Source organism: Curtobacterium flaccumfaciens (genome assembly GCF_004361695.1).
Classification (GTDB): domain Bacteria; phylum Actinomycetota; class Actinomycetes; order Actinomycetales; family Microbacteriaceae; genus Curtobacterium; species Curtobacterium flaccumfaciens_B.
This window is the reverse complement of the sequence record NZ_SNVW01000006.1, coordinates 64,027-88,166: the sequence shown is the minus strand read 5'-3', so window position 1 is coordinate 88,166 and position 24,140 is coordinate 64,027. Positions and strand designations below refer to the sequence as shown.

Sequence of the window (24,140 nt, the reverse complement as noted above, 5' to 3'; positions counted from 1 at the left end):
TCGGAGGGGTGTGAGGATTCCCCGAACCGAGATAGGTTCACCGTGGAACGACTTCGGGGGAACGGTCACCACGCCCGCCCGTCGAGGCGGCCGCGACCCGATTCCCCGGGTCGATCACCCACAGGAAACGGATCTGCAGTGAAGCGCTCCCGAATCATGACCGTCGCGGCGGCAACAGCCGTCGTCGCCGGCTCGACCTTCTTCAGTGCGGGGATGGCCACCGCCGCCCCGGACTCCGCCACGGCGACCTGGGTGAACACCACCGCCGCCCTCGGGCAGGAGACCAGCGCCGGCTACCCGGCGACCGGGTGGTTCTACGGCGACACCGCCCCGGCGACGTCCGGCGTAGCCGCGTTCTCCGCCGGCGGCGTGAACCTCACCGGCCCGACGCAGCTGCTCACCACGACGAGCGAGCCGGGCGTCGACCTGCAGGACCTCGTCACCAGCGCCGACTTCGTCTCGACCGGGTCGGTCAACTTCCAGATCCCGATGTTCCTCAACACGGGTGGCGCGTCCGGCGCGGACACGAACTTCACGACGCTCCGCCCGGCGGACTTCGGCGACGGTGACTTCGTCGACGGCGGCGGCCGCTGGCTCAGCTCCGCCGCGGTCGGCACGATCCCCGCCGACACGGCCGCGAACCTGTCCGACTTCGAGGCGCAGATCACGGCGACCTCGCCGAACGCCGAGATCATCGGGTACGGGTTCATCACGCCGCCCGCCTCGACCGGTACCGTCCGCGCCGTGCAGTTCGGCGGCGACACCACCTACTTCACGCCGACCCCCAAGGGCACGTACCAGCCGACGTCGAGCACCGTGAGCGCCGTCACGACCAAGGGCGTCCACGTCGTCGGTTCCGGCTTCTTCCCGGGCGAGACCGTGGCCGTCGGCTTCGTCGCGGCCGGATCGCAGTCCGGTGGTCCGATCGACAGCCTCGCGCTGACCGCTGACGCGAACGGTGCGATCGACGCCCAGCTGGTCATCCCGGCTTCGGCCGTCCCGCGGGCCGGTACGTACACCCTCGCCCTCGTCGGTGAGTCCTCGGGGATCGTCCTGCGGAACGAGTACGTGGTGACCGCCGACCCGGCCGCTCCGGTGACGAGCACGCCGGTGCCGACGGCCCCGGTGCCCACCCCGGTCCGGACCGCCGCCACGTTCGCGGGCTGACCACCGCAGCAGTGATCGACTCGATCCGCCGGACGGGCCTCCCGTCCGGCGGATCGCCGTGTCGGTCGTCCGCCCCACCATCCCCGGAAGGCCGAACCGCCCCGTGATCCGCCGCACGTCCTCCGCCGTCGCCGTCGCCGTCACGCTCGCCGTGGGGATGGCCCTGGTGGGTTGCTCCGCCGCGAAGGCGCCGACCGCCTCACCCACCGGGAGCGCGACCTCGACGGCTCGCTCGACCGGGCTCCCGAAGCCGACGCGCACGCCGTCGGCCCCGGCGACCGGCTCGGCTGCACCGACCGCCCCGATCTCCGCCCCTGCGACCTCGACGGTGGCGACCGCGACTGGGTCCTCGGTGGCGGTGGCCTCCACGCCCGGCGGGCCGACCACGACGACGCTGCCGAACCCGCAGTCCAACGGGTCCCCGCAGGTCTTCCACGTGGTCGGGCAGCAGGACGGGTGGGTCCACGTGGCGCTCGCCCAGCGGCCGAACGGCAGCACCGGCTGGGTCCGGTCGTCCGCCGTCACGCTCGCCACCACCCCGTACGCGCTCGTCGCGACCACGGAGGCGAACACGCTCGTGCTCTACAAGGACGGCACTGCGCAGCAGACCTACTCGGTCGCGACCGGCACCGGTGGCACGCCGACACCGCACGGCTCCTTCTTCCTCACCGAGCTCCTCGCGCCGACGAACGCCGGCTACGGCCCGTACGCCTACGGCCTGTCGGCGTTCTCGGACGTGCTGAACTCGTTCGGCGGCGGTCCGGGCCAGATCGGTCTGCACGGCACCGACGACGCGTCGAGCATCGGGACAGCGGCGAGCCACGGCTGCATCCGCATGCACAACGCCGACATCAGCGCACTCGCGAAGCTCCTGCCGCTCGGCACCCCCGTCCAGGTGCGCTGACCGCTCCGACGGTCCGGCCTGGAGGCGCGGCGCGGCCCCGCCGCCAGCCGCACCCCCGTCAGGCGGTGACGTCCAGTGCCTCGGCGACCAGCGCCTCCAGGACGGTGCGGACGCCGGGGCGGACCGCACGGTCCGGGCGCACCAGCGCCTCGATGCGGCGGCCCGCCCGCACGTCCGCGAGTTCGGCGAGGTGGAACCGTCCCGGCGCGCGCGTGCCCGACGTGTACCGCGGCACGAGCGCGACACCGTGCCCGGCCGCGACCAGGTTCTCGATCACCGGCAGGTGGACCGTGCGGAACCCCACGCTCGGCGGGGTGTCCGTCGCCGCGGCCATGGCGGTGAGCACCCGGTCGATCGGGTAGCCCTCCGGCACGCCGATCCACTCCTCGCCCACGACGTCGTCGATGCGCACCCGTGCGCGGGACGCCAGGCGGTGCCCGAGCGGCAGCGCCACGTCGAGCGGTTCGCGCAGGAGCGGCACGGTCTCGAGTGCTGCCCGCCCGGCCGGCGGCGCCCCGTCCGGCCGGTGTCCGATCACGACGTCGTGGTCGGCCGCGAGCGGGCCGAACTCGTCCTCGCTGACGTCCACGTCGACGAGCACGAGCTCGATCCCCGGGTGCTCCCGCATCCGGGTGAGGAGCCCGGGCAGCAGGAGTTCCGCCGCCGACGGGAAGACGGCCAGGTCGACGCGACCGGTGGCACCGCCGAGGTGCTCCCGCCACGCGGCGTCGACCTGCGCGATGGCCGTCGCCACACCGCCCGCGAGGCCCGCGAGGACCCGCCCGTCCTCGGTCAGCCGGACCCCGCGGCCGACGCGTTCGACCAGGGTGACGCCAACCTGGCGCTGCAGGGTCTGCAGCTGCTGCGAGACGGCGCTGGGCGTCCGGTGCGTGGCCGCGGCGACGGCGGTGACGCTGCCGCGCTCGGCGAGTTCCCGGAGCACGGCGAGCAACTGAACGTCGAAGGCGACCATGCAGGGAGGCTACAACGTCGGTGGAGAACTCTTCGCTGGTGCTGCACGGTACCGGTGCGTCACGCTCGTCGTGTGCTCCCCCGTGATCGTCTCCTCGCCGTGGTCGTCGCCGTCGTCTGGGGCCTCAACTTCCCCGCGACGGCGATCGCGCTCGAGCACTTCCCGCCGTTCCTCCTCGCAGCGATCCGGTTCACGCTGCTGGCGGTGCCGACCGTGTTGCTCGTGCCGCGGCCGCGGATCCCGTTCGGCCGCCTGCTGCTGGTCGGCTTCGGCCTGGGGGTGCTGCAGTTCGCGTTCCTGTACCTCGGCATGGCCGCCGGGCTGCCGTCCGGTCTCGCCTCGCTCGTGCTGCAGGCCTCGGCGCCGTTCACCGTCGTGCTCGCCGGGGTGTTCCTCCGCGAACGCCTGACCGGCCGGCAGGTGATCGGTGTGACCATCGCGGTGTGCGCCCTCGCGGCGATCGCCGTGCACCGGGCGCAGGCGGCGGCGCTGCTGCCGGTCGTGCTGGCCCTGTGCGGCGCCCTCGGCTGGGCGATCGGCAACGTCGCGACCCGGCGCGCGGGGGCGTCCAACCCGCTGCACCTGACGCTGTGGTGGTCGATCGTGCCGCCGATCCCGATGGCCGTGCTCTCGTTCGTCGTCGAGGGGCCGGATCGGATCGGGCAGGCGCTCGGCACGGCGTTCACCGCGGCGGCACTGCCGGCGGACCTCGGGCTGCTCTACATCGTGCTGGTCGCCACGCTCGTCGGCTACGGCATCTGGTCGCGGCTCATGGCCGCGTACCCGTCGAGCACCGTCGCGCCGTTCTCGATGCTCGTGCCCGTCGTCGGGGTGCTCGCCTCGTGGCTGGCGTTCGGCGAGGTGCCGGACCCGGTCGAGATCGTCGCGGGTGTGGTCGTCGTGGCCGCCGTGCTGTGGTCGTCCCGCCCGCCCCGCCCGGTCGCCGCCGGTGCCCCCGCGCCGGCGGTCGGTGCCGCCGCGCCCGTGCCCGCGCCCGTGCCCGCGGCGGCGCCCGCGCCCGCGCTCAGCCCCGGTGCTGGCGACGCTCCGCGATGATCCCGGCGAGCGCCCCGCGCAGGTGCGGGTACCGGAACTCGTAGCCCGCCTCGACCAGGCGCGTCGGCACGACCCACCGGCTCTTCAGCACGAGTTCGGTCTCGGTGCGGATCGCGAACGACCCGATCTCGAGCATCCACCGCCACGTCGGGATCCCGAAGCGGCGCCCGACGGCGTCGCGGATGGTCGCCATCACGGTCCGGTTGTCCGAGGGGTTCGGGCTCGACACGTTCACGGCGCCGTCGAGGTCGTCGTGGTCGCGGACGAACCGGATCGCCCCGAGCACGTCGGCGATGTGCACCCAGCTGAACCGCTGGCGTCCGTGGGTGTGCCGGTCGTGGTGGTACGTCCCCGCCCGCAGCCGGGAGCGCGTCGGGAACCACGGCCCGTCGTACTGCGGCCCGCCGAGCCCGGCCTGCGCCAGGCGGAGCAGCGGCACGAGGGCACTGCCGTCGCCGAACACGATCGCCATCCGGAGCGCGACGCGGCGGGTCCGGGGCAGGTCGGCGGAGAAGAGGGCGTCCTCCCACGCCTTCGCCACCGAGACCGAGAACCCCTCGCCGAGCTCGCCGGTCGCTTCGTCCTGCGGGCGGTCGTCGGCGTGCCGGTAGATCGTCGCCGTCGAGGCGTTGATCCACAGCGGCGGCGGGTGCTCGCTCGTCCGGATCGCCTCGGCGAGCTCCAGCGTGGTGTCCACCCGCGAGCGGACGATCTCTGCCCGGTTCCGGCGCCCGTACCGGCAGTTCACGCTCTTGCCGGCCATGTTCACGACGATCGCGGCACCGTCGACGAGTTCCCGGATGCGCAGGGTGTTGCCCCACACGGCGTCGCCCGTCCGGCCGATCGTGACGACCTGGTACCCCTCGTCGCGGAAGGCATCCCGCAGGTACTGCCCGACGAAGCCGCTCGCCCCCGCGATCACGACGCGGCCCTTCTGGTCGCTCATCTCATCCCCTGTCCTGTGTCCGGCGCGATCTCGTACCGGAACGCCCCCTCGTACCGGTACAGCGTGCCGAGCACCGGTGCCGAGAGCACCAGGGACACGCGCTGCCGGTCCGCATCGTCATCGAATCGTTCCTCGAGCGTCACACGCGGGGACGCGACGGCCGGGAGGCGCACCTCGCGTCCCAGCACACGGAACGTCACGCACGTGGAGACCAGGCGCAGGGCGCCCGCGTCCGGACCGGTGCCGTCGACCTCCGTCCGCAGGCGCGCGCTGACGCGCCCGCGGCGACCGAGGTGGTCGACCAGGCCATGCGGTTCGGCGGTGATGGCGTCCACCATCGTGCGGGTTCCCGAGCGGAACCGGAAGGTGCGGTGCGCGCGGACAGCGACCCTCCCCACCCGCTCGGCCGTCCCGCCGCTCCGCGACGCGCCGGTACCGGCGGGCGTGGGCCCTGCCTCCAGGCCGGCCGCTCCACGGCGGACGTGAGCCGGGCGGTTCTCGACGGTGAAGGGCACGTCCCGTTCCCACACCGGGAACATCACGTCGTCGCGCGCGAACCACGCGAGGACCGGCCACAGCCACCGGCGTGGGGTGCCGACCACGGTGAAGACGCCCTCTCCGCGGCCGACGTGGCCCGGCGGGATCGGGCCGAAGTACGTGCGGAGCCGCGGGTGCAGGCGGGCCAGCACGTCGGGCGGCGTGCTCAGCTCGTAGGGTGACCGGGTCACGCTCCCGATCCTGGCATGTCGAGGGGCCGGAAACCTACGATGGTGGGCATGGGACACGACCACGGGGCAGTGCACGCGCACGGGCACGCTTCGGAGCGCGCGCTCCTCATCGCGTTCTGCATCTCCGCCGGCATCCTGCTCGCCGAAGTCATCGGTGCGGTCGTCACCGGGTCGCTCGCGCTCCTGGTCGACGCGGGGCACATGGTGGTCGACACGGGCGGGCTCGGCATCGGCCTCGTCGCCACCCGGCTCGCGCGGCGCAGCCCGACGGCGCAGCGCACCTGGGGGTTCCAGCGCGCCGAGGTGCTCGGTGCCACCGCCCAGGCCGCGATCCTGCTCGCCGTCGGCGTCTACGTCATCATCTCCGCGGTGCAGCGGCTGTTCGTGCCGGAGGAGATCCACTCCGGGCCGCTGCTGGTGTTCGGGATCATCGGGTTGGTCGGCAACCTCGTGGCGTACGGGGTGCTGCTGCGGGCCTCCGGTGAGACCTTCACGTCGCGGGCCGCACGACTCGAGGTCCTCAACGACACGCTCGGGTCCGTCGCGGTGATCGGCGCTGCGATCGTCCTGATGACCACCGGGTGGGAGCGGGCCGACTCGATCGCCGCGATCCTGATCGGGCTGCTCATCCTGCCGCGGGCGATCCGGCTGCTGCGCGAGACCGCGAACGTGCTGCTCGAGTCGACGCCGCCCGGGCTCGACCTCGACGCCGTGCGCGGGCACATCCTCGAGCTCGACCACGTCATCGCCGTGCACGACCTGCACGCGACGCTGGTGGCCACGGGGGTGCCGAACCTGACGGCGCACGTGGTGGTGGACGACCACTGCTTCTCGACCGCGCACGCTCCCCGGATCCTCGACGAGCTGCAGCAGTGCGTGGCGGAGCACTTCGACGTGCCCGTGGAGCACTCGACGTTCCAGCTCGAGCCGGTGTCGCACCGGCGGCACGAGCACGAGGTGCACGCGTAGGTCGCGCGGGGGGCGCTCGGGGATTGTCGACGCGGAACGACACTGTCGACGTCGTACGACTTCGAGGGAGTCGTTCGTTGCGGAGCGCCGAACACCGCGTCTGCAAGGGACGACTCCGTGCACGTCGTACGACGTGGGTGTTGTCGTTCGGCGTCGCCGCGCGATCGGCCCCGGTCAGCAGCCGTCGTCGCGCGTGGGGTAGGCCGTGATGACGCGCTCCGTGGTGGCCGACACGATGACCTTCACGAAGGGCTCCGCGTCCGGCCGTGATCCGTCGTCGAACCGCACGGGTGCCGCGTAGCAGACCTTGCCGTCGCCGGCGTCCTGCGGGTACCCCGTGCGCGGCGTCTCGAGCACGGTGCGCACGGCGGTGAGCATCGCGTCGTCCCAGTCCCGCGAGCCGTGGCCCGTCACGACGTCGTCCCAGTCCTGGGTGTGGCGGACGCGGATGTGCTCGTAGCCCTGCCCGGAGTTCCCGCACTGCAGCACGACGGCCCCGAGCGCGGCGGTGTCGTAGCGGGCGACCGCCGTGCGGCTGTCGGTGCCGCAGCGGTCGAGGACGTCTCCGCCGGGCAGGTCGGGCCCGTCGACGGTGATCGTCACGGTGCCGTCGGCGGCGGTGCCGTCCCCAGCGGCGGCACTCGGCGTCACGGTGGCGGCACCGGCGCCGATCACGGGGTCGTCGGCGCCGCGCTGTGCGGTGAGTGCGACCCCGCCGGCGACGAGGCCGGCGGCCAGGACGGCAGCGACCCCCGCGAGGACGGAACGGCGGCGCTTCTGGGACACGCGCCCAGTATGCCGGACGGGCACCGTGCCTCCAGGCCCGCGGGCGAACTCGTGAGGGAGCAGTGATCGTCGGGTCCGGAGTGCGGACTCGACGATCTCTGCTCCCGCGACGGGGCGACGGGCGACGCGGCGACGGGCGACGCCGGCGACAGGCGCGACCGGGCGGCGGGGCGGGCGCTATGCCCGCGCGGCCAGGCGCGTCCCCTCAACCAGGGCGAGCACCACCACGAACACCACGTACGCGAGCAGCACCGGCAGCGTGGGGAGTACGAGCAGCGCAGCACCGACGGCCACGACCGGCACGGTCAGCCCGGCGTAGGCGATGAGGAACGTCGCCGCGAGGACGCCACCGCGGCGCTCCGGTCCGACGAGGGACGCGGCACGCGAGATCGACGCCTTGAAGAGCAGCCCGACGCCGGCACCGGCCACGACCCCGCCGCCGATGAAGCCGGCGACCTGCAGCAGCACGGCCGCGACGGCGAGGACCACGAGGCCGCCGACGAGCAGCACCAGGCCGAGTCGGATCTGCGCCCGCTGCGACAGCCGGGCGAACACGATCTGCGACAGGGCACTGGCCGCGAAGACGCCGAACGTCGTCGCGCCCGCTGCCAGCCGGTCGGTCACGTGGAACGTCGTGCCGAGGAAGCTCGGCGCGACCGAGGTGAAGAGGCCCTGCACGGCGAGCGCGGCGAACGCGGCGGTGCCGGCGGCCCAGAACGCACGCGACTCACCCTCCGGCGCCTGCAGCCGCTGCGGCCGGTACGCGACCGGCGAGGACGGACGATCGACGGTCTCCGGGACGGCCAGGACGAGCACGAAGGCGACGGTCAGCGCGACGACGAACACCACGTAGGGGACCATCAGCGGCTGCCCGACGAACTCGGCCAGCGCACCGCCGACGAGCGCCCCGAGGGACAGCCCGCCGAGGTTGACGGCGCCGGCCACCACGCTCGCGCCCGCGGCGGAGGACGAGGCCCCGGTCGCGCGGACCCGCAGTTCCCCGAGGTGCGCGGTCGCGGTCGCCGTCAGCAGTCCGACGCCGAGGCCGGTGACGAGCCGAGCGACGATGAGGCCGCTGACGTCGTTCCAGACCAGGAACAGCACGGCGGCGACGAGCTCGAGCGCGATCGACACGAGGATGAGCGGCCGACGACCGTGCACGTCGCTGAGGTGTCCGGCGAGGAACAGCGCCCCGACGACACCGACGCCGTAGGCCGCGAACACCACGGTGGTCGTGAACGTCGGGAAGCCGTCGCGCGCCTGGTAGATCACGTAGAGGGGTGCCGGCACGGTCGCGAAGGCCATCACCGAGAGGAACGCGAAGGCGACGGCCCAGAAGCCGAAGCCGTGACGACGCCGCGTGTGGGTCCGGCGTCCGCGGGGAGCGACGACACGGTCGCTCGCCGATGCCGGAGCGGCGACGGCCGGCGCGGCAGTGGAGGCGGGGACGGTGCCCGTCGGGGTCTCGGTGACGGTTGACATGCTCCGATGATCGCGCTCCGCGAGCATCGAGTCCAACGGATGCTCTTGATGTCGACCATCGATCCGGTCGATACTCGGGGGATGGAGACCCGACTGCTCGAACAGTTCGTCACCGTCGCCGCCGAGGGCAGCGTCACCCGCGCCGCCGAGCGCCTCTGGGCAGCGCAGTCCACGGTGTCGGCGGGGATCGCCTCGCTCGAACGGAGCTTCGGAGTCCGGCTCTTCGACCGCACCGGTCGGCACCTCGTCCTCACCGCGGCCGGCGAGGACCTCCTCCCCCACGCCCGCACCGTGCTCGAGTCCCTCGACCGGATGCGCGACCTCGCGACGGCGGAGGACGCCGACCTCCGCGGCCGGGTCCGCCTCGGGATCTTCACGAGCATGGACATCGTCGACCTCACCGGGGTCCTCCGCCGGTTCCGCCAGAGCCACCCACTCGTCACCGTCGAGCTGATGACCTCGCCGTCGGGGACGACCGGCCTCGTGCAGGACCTGGTCGCGGGTCGGCTCGACATCGCCTACACGGGACTGCCCGGTGTCCCGAGCGGCGTGGACGTGCAGCCCCTCCGGGAGATGCCGTTCCGGGTCTTCCTGGCACCCGACCACCGCTTCGCGGAGCGTGTCTCGGTCTCGCTCGCCGAACTCGCCGACGAGCCCTTCATCGACACCGCGCACGGCTTCGGCAACCGGATCATCCTCGACACCGCACTCGAACGGCTCGGGATCCGGCGCCGCATCGTCGCGGAGATGAACGACATGCCCGCGGTCGTCCGGTTCGCGTCGGCCGGGCTCGGGGTCGGGGTCGTGCCGGACTCCGGGGTGCGGCACGACGGCGTGGTGCTCGAGCTCGAGGACGAGGTGGAGCCGCTCCGCATCGGCCTCGCGATGCGGACGAGTCCGGAGCCGAACCGCGCGGTCCGCGCGCTCGCGCGCGACATCGTGGCGGCGCGCGTCCGGATCTGATCGTCGCGGTGGTCGCAACCCACCGACGGACTGGAGGCGCGGGTCGTCCCCGCCACGCGCCTCCAGGCCGTCAGTCCCCCCAGATCTCCCCGACGACGGCGTCGAGCAGTCCGTTCGTCGGGAAGTTGGTCTGCGTGATCACGATGAACGTGTCACCACGCAGGAAGTACGTCGCGACCCGGTCGACCGGGTACGGATCGGCGCGGACGGAGCCCTGGCACATCCGTCCGCCGTTCCGGTCCTCGCACCGCAGCGAGCTGGTCGCGAGCACGTCCGCCGCGCCCGGACCAGCTGTCCCGATCGCGATGCCGAGGCCGGTGACATCGGCCTGCGGGTCCATCCAGCTGCACAGTATGGTCGCCGCCCCGCCCGTCCAGGTGTTGTCCGCGGAGTCGCTGCCGGTGCTGCTGTCCTCCGTGTTGGTGGTCTCCGTCACGGGGGTCTCGCCGAAGAACCGGTCGTAGTCCTCGGCGGGGACGGTGTCCCGGCAGGTCGTCGGGATCGCGGCGACCGTGTTCGGCGACGGGGTGGGCCGTGGCGTCGGGCTCGCCGTGATCGGGGCGGACGTCGGCGTCGTTGCGGACGGAGCCGGCTCGGGCTCCTGCGTCTGCACCGGCGCGGCGACCTGCTCGTCCTGCTGCGCGAGCGTCAGGGCGACGGCACCCGTCGCGGTGCCCACTGCGAGGAGCGCGACGACGCCGATCACCAGGCCCGAGCGACCACGACGTCGCTTCGGACGCGGGGCGGCACGCTCGAGGACGTTCCGCTTCATCGAGACGAGCATGCGCTGCAGGTCGTCTCCCTCGGGAGGTTCAGTGTTCATCGTGCATCACCGCCTTCTTGAGTCGACGTCGGTTGCGGGAGACCCGCTGGGTGACCGCTCCCACGGTCAGGCCGAGGATCTCGGCGGCCTCGGCGTAGGAGTGCCCCTCGAGGAGGCACAGTTCGCAGATGCGCCGGTCGGTCTCGGGGAGCGCGGCGATCTCGGCACGGACCCAGCGGAGGCGTTCACGGGCTTCGTCGTGGTCCTCGGGGGCCGGGAGGTGTTCGGGCAGCTCGTCGCTCCGGTGCTTGGCGCGCTTCCGGCCGGCGTTCAGGGCGTGGTTGCGGCAGACGACCAGGAGCCACGGGAGCATCGTGTCCGCGGGCAGCTCGAGCGTGGCCGCGCGCTGCCAGAGGGTCAGGAACGAGTCCTGCACGATCTCCTCGACCTCCATGCGGTCGGCAGCGATCGCCCAGGCGTACCGGGTGAGGGTGGCGGCGTAGCGGTCGAACGCGCGGGCGAGTGCGCCCTTGTCGCCCTGTGCCATCGCACGGACGATCGCCTCGTCCGTCTCCGTCGTCGCGTCCACGTTCCACCTCCTTCACTCAGAGGTGTCGGCAGGGCGCGTGATCCTGACAGCGCCGTGTCGGAATCGTGACCGCCGGGCGTGTCGGGGCGGGGCGCCGGCCGGGTGGGGTGCCGGGTGGTTCCGGGCGTACCGGGTTGTTTCGGGCGTACCTGGTCGGAAGTTCAGGGTCAGGACGCCCGTTTCCACCAGGTACGCCGGCGCGCTCGCCCGGCGACGTCGCCCGGGGCAGTGGGTCAGGCGTCGAGCAGGTGCGCGATGCCCGCGACGGAACGCTTCGCCGCCGCCGAGGTCGACACGAACCCGACCACGACGATCCCCACGCCGATGCCGAGCACGATCCACCACATCGCGTGCGTCGCCACCGCGAACCCGGCTCCGACGGTCGCGACGGCACTCGCGCCGGTGACCGTCCCCGCGAGCGCGACGCCGAGCGAGACCCCGGTCTGCCGACTCGTCGAGGCGACGGCCGCGGCCGAACCCGACTGCGCGCGGGGCATCCCCGAGACGGCGGTGTTCGTGATGGGGGCGTTCACCATGCCGAACCCGAATCCGAACAGCACGAAGGCGACGACGAGCACCCACATCGGGGTGTGCGCGTCGATGGTGGTGAGGATCGCCCCGGCGCCGCCGACGCCGATCCCCGCGAGGACGAGCGGGACCCGGGTGCCGACCGACCCGACGAGCCGTCCGGACACCGGCGACACCACCATCGTCGCGACGGCGGCGGGCAGGGTCCAGAGGCCGGCCTCGAACGGGGACATGCCGCGGACCTCTTGCAGGTACAGGGCGTTGAGGAACAGGAAGGCGCCGTTCGCCCCGAACGCGGCGATCGCCGTGACGACGGCGGACGAGAACGGGATGCTCCGGAAGAACCGGACGTCGACGAGCGGCTGCGCACGACGACGTTCCACGGCCACGAACACGACGAGGGACGCTGCCGCCACGACGAAGAGACCGAGCGCCGCCGGTGACGTCCAGCCGAGGCGCGGGCCCTCGATGAGGCCGCCGACGAGGGTCGCGAGGAGCACGATGACGAGCACCTGCCCGAGCGGGTCGAGGCGACGCGGCGTCGGGGACTTCGACTCGGGGACGAACAGGAAGGTCAGGACGATCGCCGCGATGCCGATCGGCACGTTGATCCAGAAGATCGCGCGCCACCCGACGGAGTCCGTCAGCGCACCGCCGACGAGCGGCCCGAGCCCCATCGACACCCCGACGACCGCACCCCAGACGCCGACCGCGCGGGCACGTTCCTTCGCGTCGTCGAACGTGGCGGTGATGATCGACATCGCGACCGGGTTCATCATCGACCCGCCGACGGCCTGCAGCATGCGGAAGACGACGAGCCAGCCGACGGTCGGAGCCAGGGAGCACAGCAGCGAACCCACGGTGAACAGCGCGAGGCCGATCTGGAACGTCCGGCGCCGGCCGATCCGGTCCGCGGTGGAGCCGGACAGCAGGAGCAGGCTGGCGAGGACGAGCGTGTACGCGTCGATGGTCCACTGCAGGCCGGAGATCGTGCTGCCGAGCTCACGGCCGATCGACGGCAGTGCGACGTTCACCACGGTGGCGTCCATCGACACGATGAACAGGCTCATGCAGCAGACCGCGAGGATCAGGTACCGGTGGCGGTACCGGCCCGGGAGGTCCGGGTCGCCCTGCTCCGGGCGACGCGACGGCAGCGTGCGGGCGCTGCCCGACTCAGTGGAAGTCGTCGCCGTCTCCTTCACCCGGGGTCTTGTGACCACCGAGCATGTCGTTGTCGTCCTGGTCGCTCGTCGACGCCAACTGCAGCATCGCGAGGACCACCACGACGACGATGAACGCGACGCCGAGGAAGATCACGGCGAGCTGGAGCTCACGGGTCGAGAAGAGCACGACGAGGCCGGTGAAGACCGCGACGATCGCGGAGATCCCGAGGAGCTCGACCGGGCGCAGGCGGTCGCGACGGCTGGGGGTGGTCATGCGTGTGGTGCTCCGTCCGGGGCGGCGGCCGGGACGGCCGTTCCCCACTTGTGCGAGAGGCCGGCGATCACGTGGAAGACCGCCGTGATGGCGAGGTACGCGCCGAGCAGTCCGACGAGGACGATCGAGGCGTCCAGGATGCCGGAGACCCGCTCGACACCGCCGAGCTGCTGCGAGTAGTCGGGGGGTGTCACGAGGAAGGCGACGGCGAGCAGCAGGGTGAGGCCGCCGATCGTCGTCCAGTCGCGGGCGAACGGCGACCGGCGACGAGCGCGGAGGCCCTGCGTCAGCTCGAGCGCCCCGGTGAGGACGGCCCAGGCGACGATCACGGTGATGAACGCAGGCAGCCCGAAGCCGTTCAGGGTGAAGCCGGCGACCGCCGCGAGCAGCGTGATCACGGCCTGCGCGAGGGTGGTCCGACGTGAGCGGCCGTCCGCCGCGAGGCGTGTGGCACCCGCGAGGAGCAGCACGAGCCCGTCCACGACCGCGAACCCGCCGAACAGCAGCAGGCCGTAGCCAGCGGCGTGGTTGGACGAGAAGGTGATGACGAGGGCCACGATCGCGGCTGGGACGGCCCGGAGGACGGGGATCGGCCAGTACCGCGCGCGCTGGCCGGAGTCGTCCACGGAGTCGGACACGAGACCTCTTTCGGGCATGCGGATCGTGGTTCGATCCTACCGCCGGACCATCGGACGGCTGACCGCTCGCGCAGTCCGGCCGCTGAGGATGCTCGAACCAGCAGTCGCACCGGCACCGGTAACAGCACCGGTACCGGCACCGGCACCGTGCGGTGGGACGGCGACTGCAACGCCGTCCCACCGTGCGCGGCGGACCGAGCCCCGCGTCAGTCGCTGTCGGTCAGCGCCTGTCGTCCAGCGGAGCGGGCTCGGGCCCGCCGCCGTGCCAGCCACCAGCAGGCACCACCCGCAGCGACAGCGATCCCGCCGACGGCCGCGAGGAGTCCGAGGTCCTCCGCGCCGGTGTACGCCAGCGCACCCGTCCGACCGGGCCCGGGGCTGCCCGCGCCGTCGCCGCGGTCGCCGGGACCGCCATCGCCGGCACCACCGTCACCCGGGCCGCCGCCTCCGGGGCCCTCGTCGCCGGGCCGACCGTCACCCGGCCCGCCGTCACCGGGCCCGCCGTCGTCCGGGCCGCCGTCGTCCGGCACCACGACCTCGATCACCACGGCCGGCGAGGGATCACCGCCGTCGGGGTCGGTCGGCGAGGTCGCGGTGGCGATGTTCACGACGTCCGATCCGTCACCGACGTACTCCGGGTCGAGCACCGCCCGGATCCGGAACGCGGTCGACTCCCCGGCGGCGAGCGCCGTCCCCGACGAGCACGTCACGACCTGCCCCGCGGCGGAGCACCCGTCGTCCGATCCCACGAACCGCATCGCCGTGGGGAGTTCGTCGACCGCGCCGACGTCCTGCGCGACCTCGGGCCCGCGGTTCCGTGCGGTGACGAGGTACTCGACCTGGTCACCGGGTGCGACGCCGGTCGACGGCGTGACGGACTTGTCGGTCTCGACGTGCGCCGAGGGCCCGGGGTCGGGGTCGTCCTCGACCACGGCGCTGGCGGTCGAGACGTTGTCCGCCTCGTTGACGTCGGCCATCGACGGTGCCGGGTCGATCCGGGCGGTGCTGTCGAGCGTGCCGGACGCGTCGTCGGGGAGCGTTCCAGTGATCGTCACCGTCGCCGCACCGCCGCGTGGCAGGTCGACCGGCACGTCGACGTCGCCCGTGCCCGACGGTGTCCCGCACGCGGTGCCGTCCCCGGCGGTCGGCGCGCAGGTCCAGCGGACGTCCTGCAGGGCGTCCGGCACGGCGACGTCGAGAGCGCTCGGAGCGGACGGGTTCACCCCGACGTTCGTGGCCGTGACCGCGTACTCGACCGAGCTGCCGGCGGCGACGGTGGGCGGCAGGTCGTGCGTGACCGCGAGGTCGGCCGGCTGCCAGACGCGGAGCGCGTCGACCTCGTGCACGTTGACGTACGAACCGGTGGCCGCTGCGAACCCGAGCCGGAGCGTGTCCGGCAGCGGACCCTGGCCGGCACCGTGGAGCGGGACGCGCTCGAGGACCGGTCGGAGGCCGTCCCCGGCGTCGAGTCGCACGGTGACGAACAGCTCGCCGGCGTCCCCCGGCTGCAGCGTCACGCGCACCGTGCGGGTCCGTGGCCCGTCGGTGGTGGGGCCGCCGGGAGCCTGTGCGCCCTCGACGTACCGGTAGCCGGTGACACCGTCGCCCGCGCCGCGCACGACCACGGACTGCGCCCGGGCTCCGGGGCCGGACTGGTTGAGCGGCAGGGAGAAGTTGCCGTAGTGGTCGAGGGCGATGCCGGCGAACCCGCCGGGCATGCCGGGGAGGTCGCACGGCACGCCACCGCCCTGGCTCGTGCTGGACCGGCACGCGTAGCCGAGCGCTGCGCCGTACGCGCCGACGCCCTGCTCTGCCGCACCGTCGGAGAGCGACAGCAGCAGCCCGTCCGCGCCCGGGTTGCCGATGTCGTTGTGCATCGCGTACCGGAACTCGATCTCGAGCCCACGGTCGGACGGGAACGTGTCGTCGGTCGACCACGAGCCGGCCTGGTCCTGGACCTGGTCGGTCAGGCGCAGACGCCCGTCGGCCACCATCGCGTCACCGCTCAGCGAGCCGCCGGCCGCCGAGTCGAACTGGTTGACGTAGGGGAAGCCGAGTTCGGCGGCGGTGGACGGGGCGGGGACGAGCGCCGGCCCGGCGAGGACGCCGAGGGCGGTGAGGACGCTGGCGACCGCCGCCGTCCGACGCACCGTGCGGGACCGGGCGGGCGGGCGGCCCGTCGCTGGGGTGTTGGGTTCTCTCATGCCCCGATCGTCGCGATCGAGGGGTGCCCGTCAGGCGGACGCGGGCCGATCTGTGGAACGCTCGCCCGCGCCTCCAGGCTGTGGAGGAACCAGCGCACGAACCGACGGCCGACACGGCGCGCGCACACGTCCGCGCACCCGCGGGCCGCACGCACACGCGCACGCGCACGCGCACGCGCTCGCGCTCGCGCACCCAGGCGGCCTCAGGCCACCCAGACCGTCGTCTCCCCCGGCAGGACACCGTCCCCGAGCGGCCCGGACGCGACGACGACCGTGCCCGCCGGCATCGGGACCGGTTCGACGCCGAAGTTCGTGACCGAGCGCCAGCCGTCGTGCCGGGCGAACGCGACCACGCGGGACCGCGCCCCGGAAGCGCCGTCCGTGTCGATCCAGCTGAGCGACTCGCCCCGCTGCAGCCGCCGCCGCGCCGCGATCGCCGCCCGGTAGAACGTCAGTGTCGACGCGGGGTCACCGTCCTCCGCCTCGACCGACGACGCCCCGAAGTCCGCCGGCTGCGGCAGGTGCGGGGCCACCGAACCGAACCCGAAGGACGGCCCCGAGGTCGTCCACGGGATCGGCACCCGGCAGCCGTCGCGCCCCTTGACGGTGTGTCCGGTGCGGATCCACTTCGGGTCCTGCAGTTGGTCGTGCGGGATGGCCGCGGCCTCCTGCAGTCCGAGCTCCTCACCCTGGTACACGTACGACGACCCCGGCAGGGCGAGCACGAGCAGGGTCGCCGCCCGCGCCCGCCGGAGCCCGCGCTCCGCGTCGAGTGCGGGCACGGTGCCGTCGGTCATCAGCCAGGCGTCGGTGTCCGCGCCGGTCGGCAGGCCGTACCGGGTGGCGTGCCGCACCACGTCGTGGTTGGACAGCACCCACGTGCTCGACGCCCCGGACTGCTCGGACATCGCCAGGTTCCGCTGGATGATGCCGCGGAACGCTGCGGCGTCGAAGGGTGCCTCGAGCAGGTCGAAGTTGAACGCCTGGCCGAGCTCCGTGGGCCGCGCGTAGAGGACCCGGCGCGGTGCGGGAGCCCACGCCTCGGCGACGGCCGCACGGGGCGGGTCGTACTCGTCGAGCACGCCCCGCCACGTCGCGAAGATCTCGTGCACCTCGTCGCGGTCGTACAGCGGGTCGGAGCCGTCGAGCGGCAGCGCCTTCTCGTCGGAGGGGCGGTACGGCGTGGACAGGTCCTTCGCGAGCCCGTGCGCGACGTCCACGCGGAACCCGTCGACGCCGCGGTCGGACCAGAAGCGCAGGGTCCGCTCGAAGTCCGCGCGGACCTCCGGGTTCTCCCAGTCGAGGTCGGGCTGCTCGGGTGCGAACAGGTGCAGGTACCACTGTCCGCTCGCGCCGTCCGCGACGCGCGTCCAGGCGCTCCCGCCGAAGTTCGAGACCCAGTCGCTCGGCGGCAGGGCACCGTCCGGGCCGGCACCGTCGCGGAAGACGTACCGCGCCCGCTCCGGCGACCCGGGCGGCGAGGCCAGCGCAGCCCGGAACCACTCGTGCTGGTCGGAGGTGTGGTTCGGCACGATGTCGACGATCACGCGGATGTCGTGCTCGTGCGCCGTCCGCACCAGCACGTCGAGCTCGTCGAGGGTCCCCAGCTTCGGGTCGACGTCGCGGTAGTCGTCGACGTCGTAGCCCCCGTCGGCCAGGGGCGAGGGGAAGAACGGCGACAGCCAGATCGCGTCGACGCCGAGCGACGACAGGTACGGCACGCGGCTCGTGATCCCGGCGACGTCGCCGAGTCCGTCGCCGTTCGTGTCGGCGAAGCTGCGTGGGTACACCTGGTAGACGACGGCGTTGCGCCACCAGTCCGGATCGGTGGTGCGGGGCGTGCTGGCTGGCGTGCGGAGCGGACTCACGTCGTCAACCTACCCACGGCTCGCTGGATCCGGGACGGACGCCCGGGAATAGCCTCGGGGTCGATCGCATTGGTTGTCGCTGACACCTTTCCGTCACAGAACAGAAGGATCCCCATGACGAACGTCCTCACCCTCGTCGGCAGCCTCCGCGCCGAGTCGATCAACCGCAAGCTCGCCGAGGCGGCCGAGCACCACGCCCCGGAGGGCATCGAGCTCACCACGTTCGACGGCATCGTCGACCTGCCCTTCTACAACGAGGACATCGACGGCGAGACCCCGCCGGCCTCGGCCGTCGCGTTCCGTGCGGCGATCGACGCCGCCGACGCGGTGCTCCTCATCACCCCGGAGTACAACGGCACGATCCCGGCTGTCCTGAAGAACGCGCTCGACTGGGCGTCGCGTCCGTTCGGCGCGTCCCCGATCTCGGGCAAGCCGCTCGCCGTCATCGGCTCGGCGTTCGGCCAGTACGGCGGCGTCTGGGCACACGACGACGCCCGCAAGGCCGCCGGCATCGCGGGTGCGAAGGTCCTCGAGGACGTCAAGGTCGCCATCCCGCAGTCGGTCGTCCGCTTCGCGGAGACCCACCCGCGCGAGGACGCCGAGGTCACGCAGCTCGTCCAGGGCGCGCTGACGGCGCTCGCCGAGGCCGCCGCCTCCGACGAGCAGGTCGCCGCGTAGGCGCGTCGCGTCACGTGAGCAGCTGACGGACTGGAGGCACGGTGCGGGCCCGCACCGTGCCTCCAGTCCGTCGGGTGGGAACGCAGCGAACGGGCGCTCCGGTCTTCCTCGACGGCCTGACGGGGAGCCGGGTTACGCTGAGCGCATGTCCACGCAGGAGATCGCGGAAGCGTCCGGGTACTGGTTCCCCGATGACGACGCGACCCAGCGCGGCGTCTCCGTGCTGAACGCCCTGCGCCGGTACCGCGCCGCCGAGACCGCCATGCGTCGACGCACCCGCGACTCGATGGGCATGGGCGAGACCGACCTGCTCGCCGTCCGCTACCTGCTGCAGGCGCAGCGAACCGGCCGGGCGGTCAGCCCGAAGGACCTCGCCGCGTACCTCAAGATCTCGTCGGCCTCGACGACGATCCTGATCGACCGACTCGTGAAGTCGAACCACGTCCGCCGCGACCCGCACCCCACCGACCGCCGCGCGCTCGTCATCGCGCCGACGACCGAGACCGACGACGAGGTCCGCGCCACCCTCGGCGTCATGCACCGACGGATGATGTCGATCGCCGAGGGGCTCTCCCCCGCCGACGCACGGGTCGTCGCGGTGTTCCTCGAGCAGATGCGCACCGCGGTCGACCAGGTCGACCCCGCGCCCACACCCGCGCCCACCCCCGCACACTGAGCAGCACCGAGCGGCACTGAGCAGCGCCGGGCACCCCCGCGGGGGACGGCCCGCTGAGCGGACGTCCTGCCGCACCGCGTAGACCGGACTGGTACTGGTCACCAATGCGGAAGGAGCCGATCATGCACGCATCGGACAAGCTCGCCAAGAACCTCCAGGCGGTCCTCGTGGACCTCATCGACCTCCACCTCCAGGGCAAGCAGGCCCACTGGAACATCCTCGGGACGAACTTCCGGGACCTCCACCTCCAGCTCGACGAGATCGTCGACGCCGCACGTGAGTTCGCCGACGACACCGCGGAGCGCATGCGTGCGCTCTACGCCGTGCCGGACGGCCGCTCGAGCACGGTCGCTGCGTCGAGCCACCTCGACCAGTTCCCGGAGGGCGAGGTCACCACGCACGACGCGATCGACCTCGTGACGCTCCGCCTCTACCAGGCGACCGGCACGATGCGCAACGTCCACGACGAGGTCGACGACGAGGACCCGACGACCGCGGACCTGCTCCACGGCTTCATCGAGCGCCTCGAGCAGCTCGCGTGGATGGTCTCGGCCGAGAACCGCGCCCCCAGCACGCCGCTCGCCTCGGCCACCACGCCGGCCGTCGCGGACGCCTCGGCACACGCGTAGGCGGCCGCATGGACCTCGGGATCCAGGGCAAGACCGCGCTCGTCTTCGGCGGTGACTCCGGCATCGGCTGGAACACCGCCCGCATCCTCCTCGCCGAGGGTGCGACGGTGGTCGTGACCGACCTCGACCAGGCGCGCCTCGACAACAGCGCGGACCAGCTCGACGCAGCGCCCGGCAGGCTGCACGCCTTCGCGGCCGACGTCCGGAGCGCCGAGAGCCTGGCGGACCTGCACACGAAGGTCCGCGACGCGGTCGGCGAGATCGACATCCTGGTGCAGTCCTCGGGCGTCACCGGTGCCCAGGGGCTGTTCCACGAGATCGACGAGGACGGCTGGAAGGAGACGATCGACATCGACCTGATGGGGCCGGTCCGCATCACGCGCGAGTTCATCGCCGACCTGCGGAACGGCGGCTGGGGTCGCATCGTGTACCTCGTCTCCGAGGACGCCTCGCAGCCCTACGACGACGAGCTGCCCTACTGCGCCGCCAAGGCCGGGGTGCTGTCGTTCGCGAAGGGGCTGTCCCGCTCGTACGCGTCCGAGGGGCTGCTGGTCAACACCGTGAGCCCCGCGTTCATCCACACGCCGATGACCGACGCGATGATGGATAAGCGCGCGAAGGAGACGAACCAGACGTTCGACCAGGCGATCGAGTCCTTCCTCGACGAGGAGCGTCCGTACATGGAGCTGCACCGCCGGGGTGAGCCGGAAGAGGTCGCGAACGTCGTCGCGTTCCTCTGCTCCGACCTGGCGAGCTTCGTCAACGGGTCGAACTACCGCGTCGACTCCGGCTCCGTCGCCACGATCTAGGGGGATCCATGACCGACTTCCGGTACCTCATCGTCGGCGGCGGGATGGTCGCCGACGCAGCCGCGCGCGGCGTCCGCGAACTCGACGCGGACGGCTCGATCGGCATCATCAGCGAGGACGTCGACCCGCCGTACGCCCGACCGGCCCTGTCGAAGAAGCTCTGGACCGACCCGGACTTCAGCTGGGACGAGAAGGTCGACCTGCACACCGAGGAGACCGGGGCGACGTTCGTCCTCGGCACCGCGGTGACAGCGATCGACCGCGCAGCGAAGACCGTCACCACGAGCGACGGCGCGACGCACGGCTACGACCGGCTGCTCCTCGCCACGGGCGGCAAGCCCCGCGCCCTGCCGGGTCTCGACCCGTCCCCGCGCGTGCTCGACTACCGCAGCGCGACGGACTACCGCCGACTGCGCGAGCTCGCCGATTCCGGTGCGCACGTGGCCGTCGTCGGCGGGAGCTACATCGGCACCGAGATCGCGGCGGGCATCGTCCAGAACGGCGCACGCGTCACGCTGGTCGACCCCGACCGGGTCGTCGGTGGCCGGATGTTCCCGGACGGCCTCGCGCGGGCGTTCCAGCAGCGGTTCGTCGACCACGGGGTCGAGCTCCGGACGGGGCGTCGGGTGGAGTCGGGGACCCAGACCGGTGACGGCGTGACGCTGATGCTGGACGACGGGTCCACCGTCGAGGCCGACGCCGTCGTCGTCGGGCTCGGCATCGAACCGGCCACGCAGCTCGCCGCCGACGCCGGACTGACCGTCCGCGACGGCATCGTCGTCAGCTCGACGCTGCTCACCGACGACGACTCGGTCTTCGCAGCCGGCGACGTCGCGGAGTACCCGGACCGGATCCTCGGCACGCGACGCGTCGAGCACGTCGACAACGCGCAGCAGCAGGGTCGGCAGGCCGGCCGCAACCTCGCGGACGCCGACGAGACGTACGACCACACGCCGATGTTCTACTCGGACGTCTTCGACATGGGCTACGAGGCGGTCGGACAGGTCACCACGAAGCTCCGCACGGTCGAGGACTGGCAGGAGCCCAACGTCACCGGCGTCGTCTACTACCTGGACGACGACGACACGGTCCGCGGGGTCCTGCTCTGGAACGTGTGGGACAAGACCGACGATGCCCGCAAGGTCCTCGCGGAGGCGAACGCCCTGACGGTCGACATGTTGCGGGGCCGCATCACGGCCTGACGACGCGACGGTCGCCGCCGCGTCCGCGGCCCTGGACGCGACTGCCTGGAGGCCCGGTGCCGGTTCCGAGAACCGGCACCGGGCCTCCAGTGCGTTGCGTCCAGGGCGTCCACTCAGCCGGCCTTGCGGGCCTCCGGTGCGACCTCGTCCACGATCTCCCGGCGGTCCGCCGGGTCGACCGGCAGGTCGTCGCCGTCCGCCATCGCGACCGCGTGGGCGGACTTGGCCGCCTCGAGCGTCTCGTCGTCGTTCCGCGCCATGCCGAACAGCTCGACGAACCGCGACTTCACGAGCAGCCAGGCGTCCTTCGGACCGAGGCGTGCCAGGTCCGACGCGGTCGAGTCGTCACGGACCCGCTGCAGTGACGAGACCCCGCGGTCCGGCAGCGCACCCGCGACGTGGGCGACCGCCAGGCGAGCCACGGCGTCCGCCTGGGCGTGCATGACCGAGTGCGCCCCGTCGACGACCTCGCGGAGGACCGCGTACGGGAACACCCGCGCCAGCCGTCGCACCCAGTCACGGGGCACCATCGCGTCGTACTCGCCCCGCACGATCAGCGTGCGCGCCTGCACGTGTGCCGCGCGCTCCTCGATCGGGAACGCGATCATCTTCGGGAGCACCTTCGAGAACCAGTGCCAGCCGCACAGCGCGTAGGCCGTGATGCCGTGCCAACGCACCGCTGCCGGTTCGTGCAGGGTCGACCGGAGGAACCGGAACGCCGACTGCCGGACGGTGCGCGCCGTCGAGTCGACGACCGGGCTGATGAGCACGAGGTCGGAGATGTCCGGGCGGCGGGCGGCGACCTCGGTGACCACCTGGGTGCCCATCGAGTGGCCGACCAGCACCGGGTCGACGAGCCCGAGGTCGGCGATGACCTTCTCGACGGCGTCCGCGTAGCGCTCGATCGACACCGTGCCCCGGAAGCGCGGGACCCCGGCGAACCCGGGCAGGTCGAGGGCGTGCACCGGGCCGTTCTCGTTGAGGTGCGGGGCGAGCCGCTCGTAGTACGTGGCGGCGATCCCGAGGCCCGCGACCAGCAGGAACGCCCGCTCGCCGGGTTCACCGATGGAGCTCACCCGGACGTAGGTGCCGTCGACGGCGACCCGGTCGACCTCGACCGTGACGTCGGCGTTCTCCGCCGCTGCGAGGCCGCTCGCCGGGTCCGGGGTGGCTGCCGTGTGCTCGTCGTTCACGTGGACTCCTCGGGTCGGACGGTCGCCCAGGATACCCGCGGACCCCGTCGCCGTGCCCGTCCCGCCCCGTCAGCCGCTGAAGGTGTTCGCGGGGAACCCGTGCACCCGCGTCGGGACGGCCAGCACCGCACCCGAGTGCGGCGACTGCTCGAGCTGCTCCTCGGTCAGGTTCTCGCGCGCCGTCCCGATGAACAACGTCGACGTGTCCGGGCCCCCGAACGCCACCGAGGTCACGTTCGGCGTGGGCAGTTGCACCGTCTCGAGGTGCGACCCGTCCGGGCCGTACCGTTCGACGCGCCCACCGCCGTAGACCGCGCTCCAGAAGCAGCCCTCGTCGTCGCGCACCAGGCCGTCGTGCGCCGCCCCGACGATGAACGGCTCGAGTTCGCCGAGCTCCCCGTCCGGACCGTACGACGCGCGGTAGATCGTCGACGCGCTCGTGTCCGTGACGTACATCACAGTGCCGTCGTCCGACCACTCGATGCCGTTCGTGACGCCGAACCCGCCGCGGAGCAGCCGCGTGGTGCCGTCCGCCTCGACCGAGTACAGCGCCCCGTCGGGATCGCCGGTGGTCAGGTTCATGCTGCCCACCAGGAAGCGGCCGAACGGGTCGCACTTGCCCTCGTTGAACCGCATGCCGGCCGTCGCGTGCTCAACCCGGGCGATCTCGCGCTCGACGACGCCGTCCGGGTCGGTGACGACGACCGTGTCGCCGAGTGCGGCGACGAAGCCACCGCCGGCACGGGGCTGGAAGCTCGCGAGCGGTGGGGGCAGGGGCACGCTGGACACGACCGTGCCGTGCGCGTCCGAGGTGTTCAGGGTGCCGAGGGTGATGTCCGTCCACCGGAGCCGGTCGGCCGCGGGGTCCCACACGATGCTCTCGACGAGGACGGCTCCGGCGTCGGAGAACACGGTCACGGGTCCGGTCGTCGCGCTGGTGCTCATCGCACCG

Annotated in this window: 24 protein-coding genes; 10 read left to right on the top strand and 14 right to left on the bottom strand. The window is 72.8% G+C overall.

Annotated elements, in window-relative coordinates; translation table 11 throughout:
- The first annotated feature begins 138 nt into the window (after positions 1-138).
- Together EDF64_RS10340 and EDF64_RS10335 are read left to right on the top strand one after the other, a co-directional pair.
- On the top strand, positions 139-1,167 hold the full coding sequence (locus EDF64_RS10340; protein ID WP_133519910.1) for a hypothetical protein: 1,029 nt from the start codon (positions 139-141) through the stop codon (positions 1,165-1,167).
- Between the two features lie 103 nt (positions 1,168-1,270).
- The gene (locus EDF64_RS10335; protein ID WP_243736336.1) at positions 1,271-2,071 is read left to right on the top strand and encodes a L,D-transpeptidase; all 801 of its coding nucleotides are present in this window, start codon (positions 1,271-1,273) and stop codon (positions 2,069-2,071) included.
- A 58-nt stretch (positions 2,072-2,129) separates the two neighbouring features.
- On the opposite strand, the gene EDF64_RS10330 is transcribed toward EDF64_RS10335, so the two are convergent.
- Positions 2,130-3,044 (bottom strand): LysR family transcriptional regulator, encoded by a 915-nt coding sequence (locus tag EDF64_RS10330; protein WP_133519909.1) that lies wholly within the window; start codon positions 3,042-3,044, stop codon positions 2,130-2,132.
- Between the two features lie 72 nt (positions 3,045-3,116).
- On the opposite strand from EDF64_RS10330, the gene EDF64_RS10325 reads away from it, so the two are divergent.
- Complete coding sequence (locus tag EDF64_RS10325; protein ID WP_133519908.1) at positions 3,117-4,100, top strand: EamA family transporter; 984 nt, start codon at positions 3,117-3,119, stop codon at positions 4,098-4,100.
- On the opposite strand, the gene EDF64_RS10320 is transcribed toward EDF64_RS10325, so the two are convergent.
- Positions 4,069-5,046 carry an epimerase gene (locus tag EDF64_RS10320; RefSeq protein ID WP_133519907.1) on the bottom strand — a complete coding sequence of 326 codons (978 nt, stop codon included), beginning with the start codon at positions 5,044-5,046 and terminating at the stop codon, positions 4,069-4,071. The genes EDF64_RS10325 and EDF64_RS10320 overlap by 32 nt on opposite strands.
- Positions 5,043-5,774, bottom strand: coding sequence for a DUF4166 domain-containing protein (locus EDF64_RS10315; protein WP_133519906.1), 732 nt, complete (start codon positions 5,772-5,774; stop codon positions 5,043-5,045). Before EDF64_RS10315 ends, EDF64_RS10320 begins: the two co-directional genes overlap by 4 nt.
- A gap of 48 nt (positions 5,775-5,822) precedes the next feature.
- Here EDF64_RS10315 and EDF64_RS10310 point away from each other — a divergent pair, with 48 nt between their 5' ends.
- Entirely contained in the window at positions 5,823-6,743 is a 921-nt protein-coding gene (locus EDF64_RS10310; protein ID WP_133519905.1) for a cation diffusion facilitator family transporter, read from the top strand.
- A gap of 174 nt (positions 6,744-6,917) precedes the next feature.
- Here the strand turns inward: EDF64_RS10310 and EDF64_RS10305 are convergent, their stop codons facing one another.
- Together EDF64_RS10305 and EDF64_RS10300 are read right to left on the bottom strand one after the other, a co-directional pair.
- Positions 6,918-7,529 (bottom strand): hypothetical protein, encoded by a 612-nt coding sequence (locus EDF64_RS10305; RefSeq protein WP_133519904.1) that lies wholly within the window; start codon positions 7,527-7,529, stop codon positions 6,918-6,920.
- Between the two features lie 177 nt (positions 7,530-7,706).
- Positions 7,707-9,011 (bottom strand): MFS transporter, encoded by a 1,305-nt coding sequence (locus tag EDF64_RS10300; RefSeq protein WP_133519903.1) that lies wholly within the window; start codon positions 9,009-9,011, stop codon positions 7,707-7,709.
- Positions 9,012-9,059: 48 nt separating this feature from the next.
- Here EDF64_RS10300 and EDF64_RS10295 point away from each other — a divergent pair, with 48 nt between their 5' ends.
- On the top strand, positions 9,060-9,974 hold the full coding sequence (locus EDF64_RS10295) for a LysR family transcriptional regulator (RefSeq protein ID WP_166645684.1): 915 nt from the start codon (positions 9,060-9,062) through the stop codon (positions 9,972-9,974).
- A 70-nt stretch (positions 9,975-10,044) separates the two neighbouring features.
- Here EDF64_RS10295 and EDF64_RS10290 read toward each other — a convergent pair whose 3' ends face one another.
- From EDF64_RS10290 to EDF64_RS10260, 7 genes are all read right to left on the bottom strand, one after another.
- Positions 10,045-10,797 carry a hypothetical protein gene (locus EDF64_RS10290; protein WP_133519901.1) on the bottom strand — a complete coding sequence of 251 codons (753 nt, stop codon included), beginning with the start codon at positions 10,795-10,797 and terminating at the stop codon, positions 10,045-10,047.
- Positions 10,787-11,326 (bottom strand): RNA polymerase sigma factor, encoded by a 540-nt coding sequence (locus EDF64_RS10285; protein WP_133519900.1) that lies wholly within the window; start codon positions 11,324-11,326, stop codon positions 10,787-10,789. Before EDF64_RS10285 ends, EDF64_RS10290 begins: the two co-directional genes overlap by 11 nt.
- Positions 11,327-11,559: 233 nt before the next feature.
- A complete protein-coding gene (locus EDF64_RS10280; RefSeq protein ID WP_279512732.1) occupies positions 11,560-13,008 on the bottom strand; it encodes a DHA2 family efflux MFS transporter permease subunit in 1,449 nt (482 codons plus the stop codon).
- 19 nt (positions 13,009-13,027) lie between these two features.
- Complete coding sequence (locus tag EDF64_RS10275) at positions 13,028-13,291, bottom strand: hypothetical protein (RefSeq protein WP_133519898.1); 264 nt, start codon at positions 13,289-13,291, stop codon at positions 13,028-13,030.
- Positions 13,288-13,929, bottom strand: coding sequence for a DUF308 domain-containing protein (locus tag EDF64_RS10270; protein ID WP_133519897.1), 642 nt, complete (start codon positions 13,927-13,929; stop codon positions 13,288-13,290). The genes EDF64_RS10275 and EDF64_RS10270 overlap by 4 nt, the downstream gene beginning before the upstream one ends.
- 206 nt (positions 13,930-14,135) lie before the next feature.
- Positions 14,136-16,133 carry a lectin-like domain-containing protein gene (locus tag EDF64_RS10265; protein ID WP_133519896.1) on the bottom strand — a complete coding sequence of 666 codons (1,998 nt, stop codon included), beginning with the start codon at positions 16,131-16,133 and terminating at the stop codon, positions 14,136-14,138.
- Between the two features lie 203 nt (positions 16,134-16,336).
- Positions 16,337-18,001 (bottom strand): glycoside hydrolase family 13 protein, encoded by a 1,665-nt coding sequence (locus EDF64_RS10260; RefSeq protein ID WP_133519895.1) that lies wholly within the window; start codon positions 17,999-18,001, stop codon positions 16,337-16,339.
- A 114-nt stretch (positions 18,002-18,115) separates the two neighbouring features.
- On the opposite strand from EDF64_RS10260, the gene EDF64_RS10255 reads away from it, so the two are divergent.
- From EDF64_RS10255 to EDF64_RS10235, 5 genes are all read left to right on the top strand, one after another.
- Positions 18,116-18,679, top strand: a complete 564-nt coding sequence (locus tag EDF64_RS10255) for an NADPH-dependent FMN reductase (protein WP_133519894.1) — start codon at positions 18,116-18,118, stop codon at positions 18,677-18,679.
- Between the two features lie 145 nt (positions 18,680-18,824).
- Positions 18,825-19,355 carry a MarR family winged helix-turn-helix transcriptional regulator gene (locus EDF64_RS10250; RefSeq protein ID WP_133519893.1) on the top strand — a complete coding sequence of 177 codons (531 nt, stop codon included), beginning with the start codon at positions 18,825-18,827 and terminating at the stop codon, positions 19,353-19,355.
- Between the two features lie 122 nt (positions 19,356-19,477).
- Positions 19,478-19,984 (top strand): Dps family protein, encoded by a 507-nt coding sequence (locus EDF64_RS10245; RefSeq protein ID WP_133519892.1) that lies wholly within the window; start codon positions 19,478-19,480, stop codon positions 19,982-19,984.
- An 8-nt stretch (positions 19,985-19,992) separates the two neighbouring features.
- The gene (locus EDF64_RS10240) at positions 19,993-20,793 is read left to right on the top strand and encodes an SDR family NAD(P)-dependent oxidoreductase (protein ID WP_133519891.1); all 801 of its coding nucleotides are present in this window, start codon (positions 19,993-19,995) and stop codon (positions 20,791-20,793) included.
- An 8-nt stretch (positions 20,794-20,801) separates the two neighbouring features.
- A complete protein-coding gene (locus tag EDF64_RS10235; RefSeq protein ID WP_133519890.1) occupies positions 20,802-21,995 on the top strand; it encodes an NAD(P)/FAD-dependent oxidoreductase in 1,194 nt (397 codons plus the stop codon).
- A gap of 113 nt (positions 21,996-22,108) precedes the next feature.
- Here the strand turns inward: EDF64_RS10235 and EDF64_RS10230 are convergent, their stop codons facing one another.
- The gene (locus tag EDF64_RS10230; protein ID WP_133519889.1) at positions 22,109-23,188 is read right to left on the bottom strand and encodes an alpha/beta fold hydrolase; all 1,080 of its coding nucleotides are present in this window, start codon (positions 23,186-23,188) and stop codon (positions 22,109-22,111) included.
- A 69-nt stretch (positions 23,189-23,257) separates the two neighbouring features.
- The gene (locus tag EDF64_RS10225) at positions 23,258-24,133 is read right to left on the bottom strand and encodes an SMP-30/gluconolactonase/LRE family protein (protein WP_133519888.1); all 876 of its coding nucleotides are present in this window, start codon (positions 24,131-24,133) and stop codon (positions 23,258-23,260) included.
- Between the last annotated feature and the right edge of the window lie 7 nt (positions 24,134-24,140).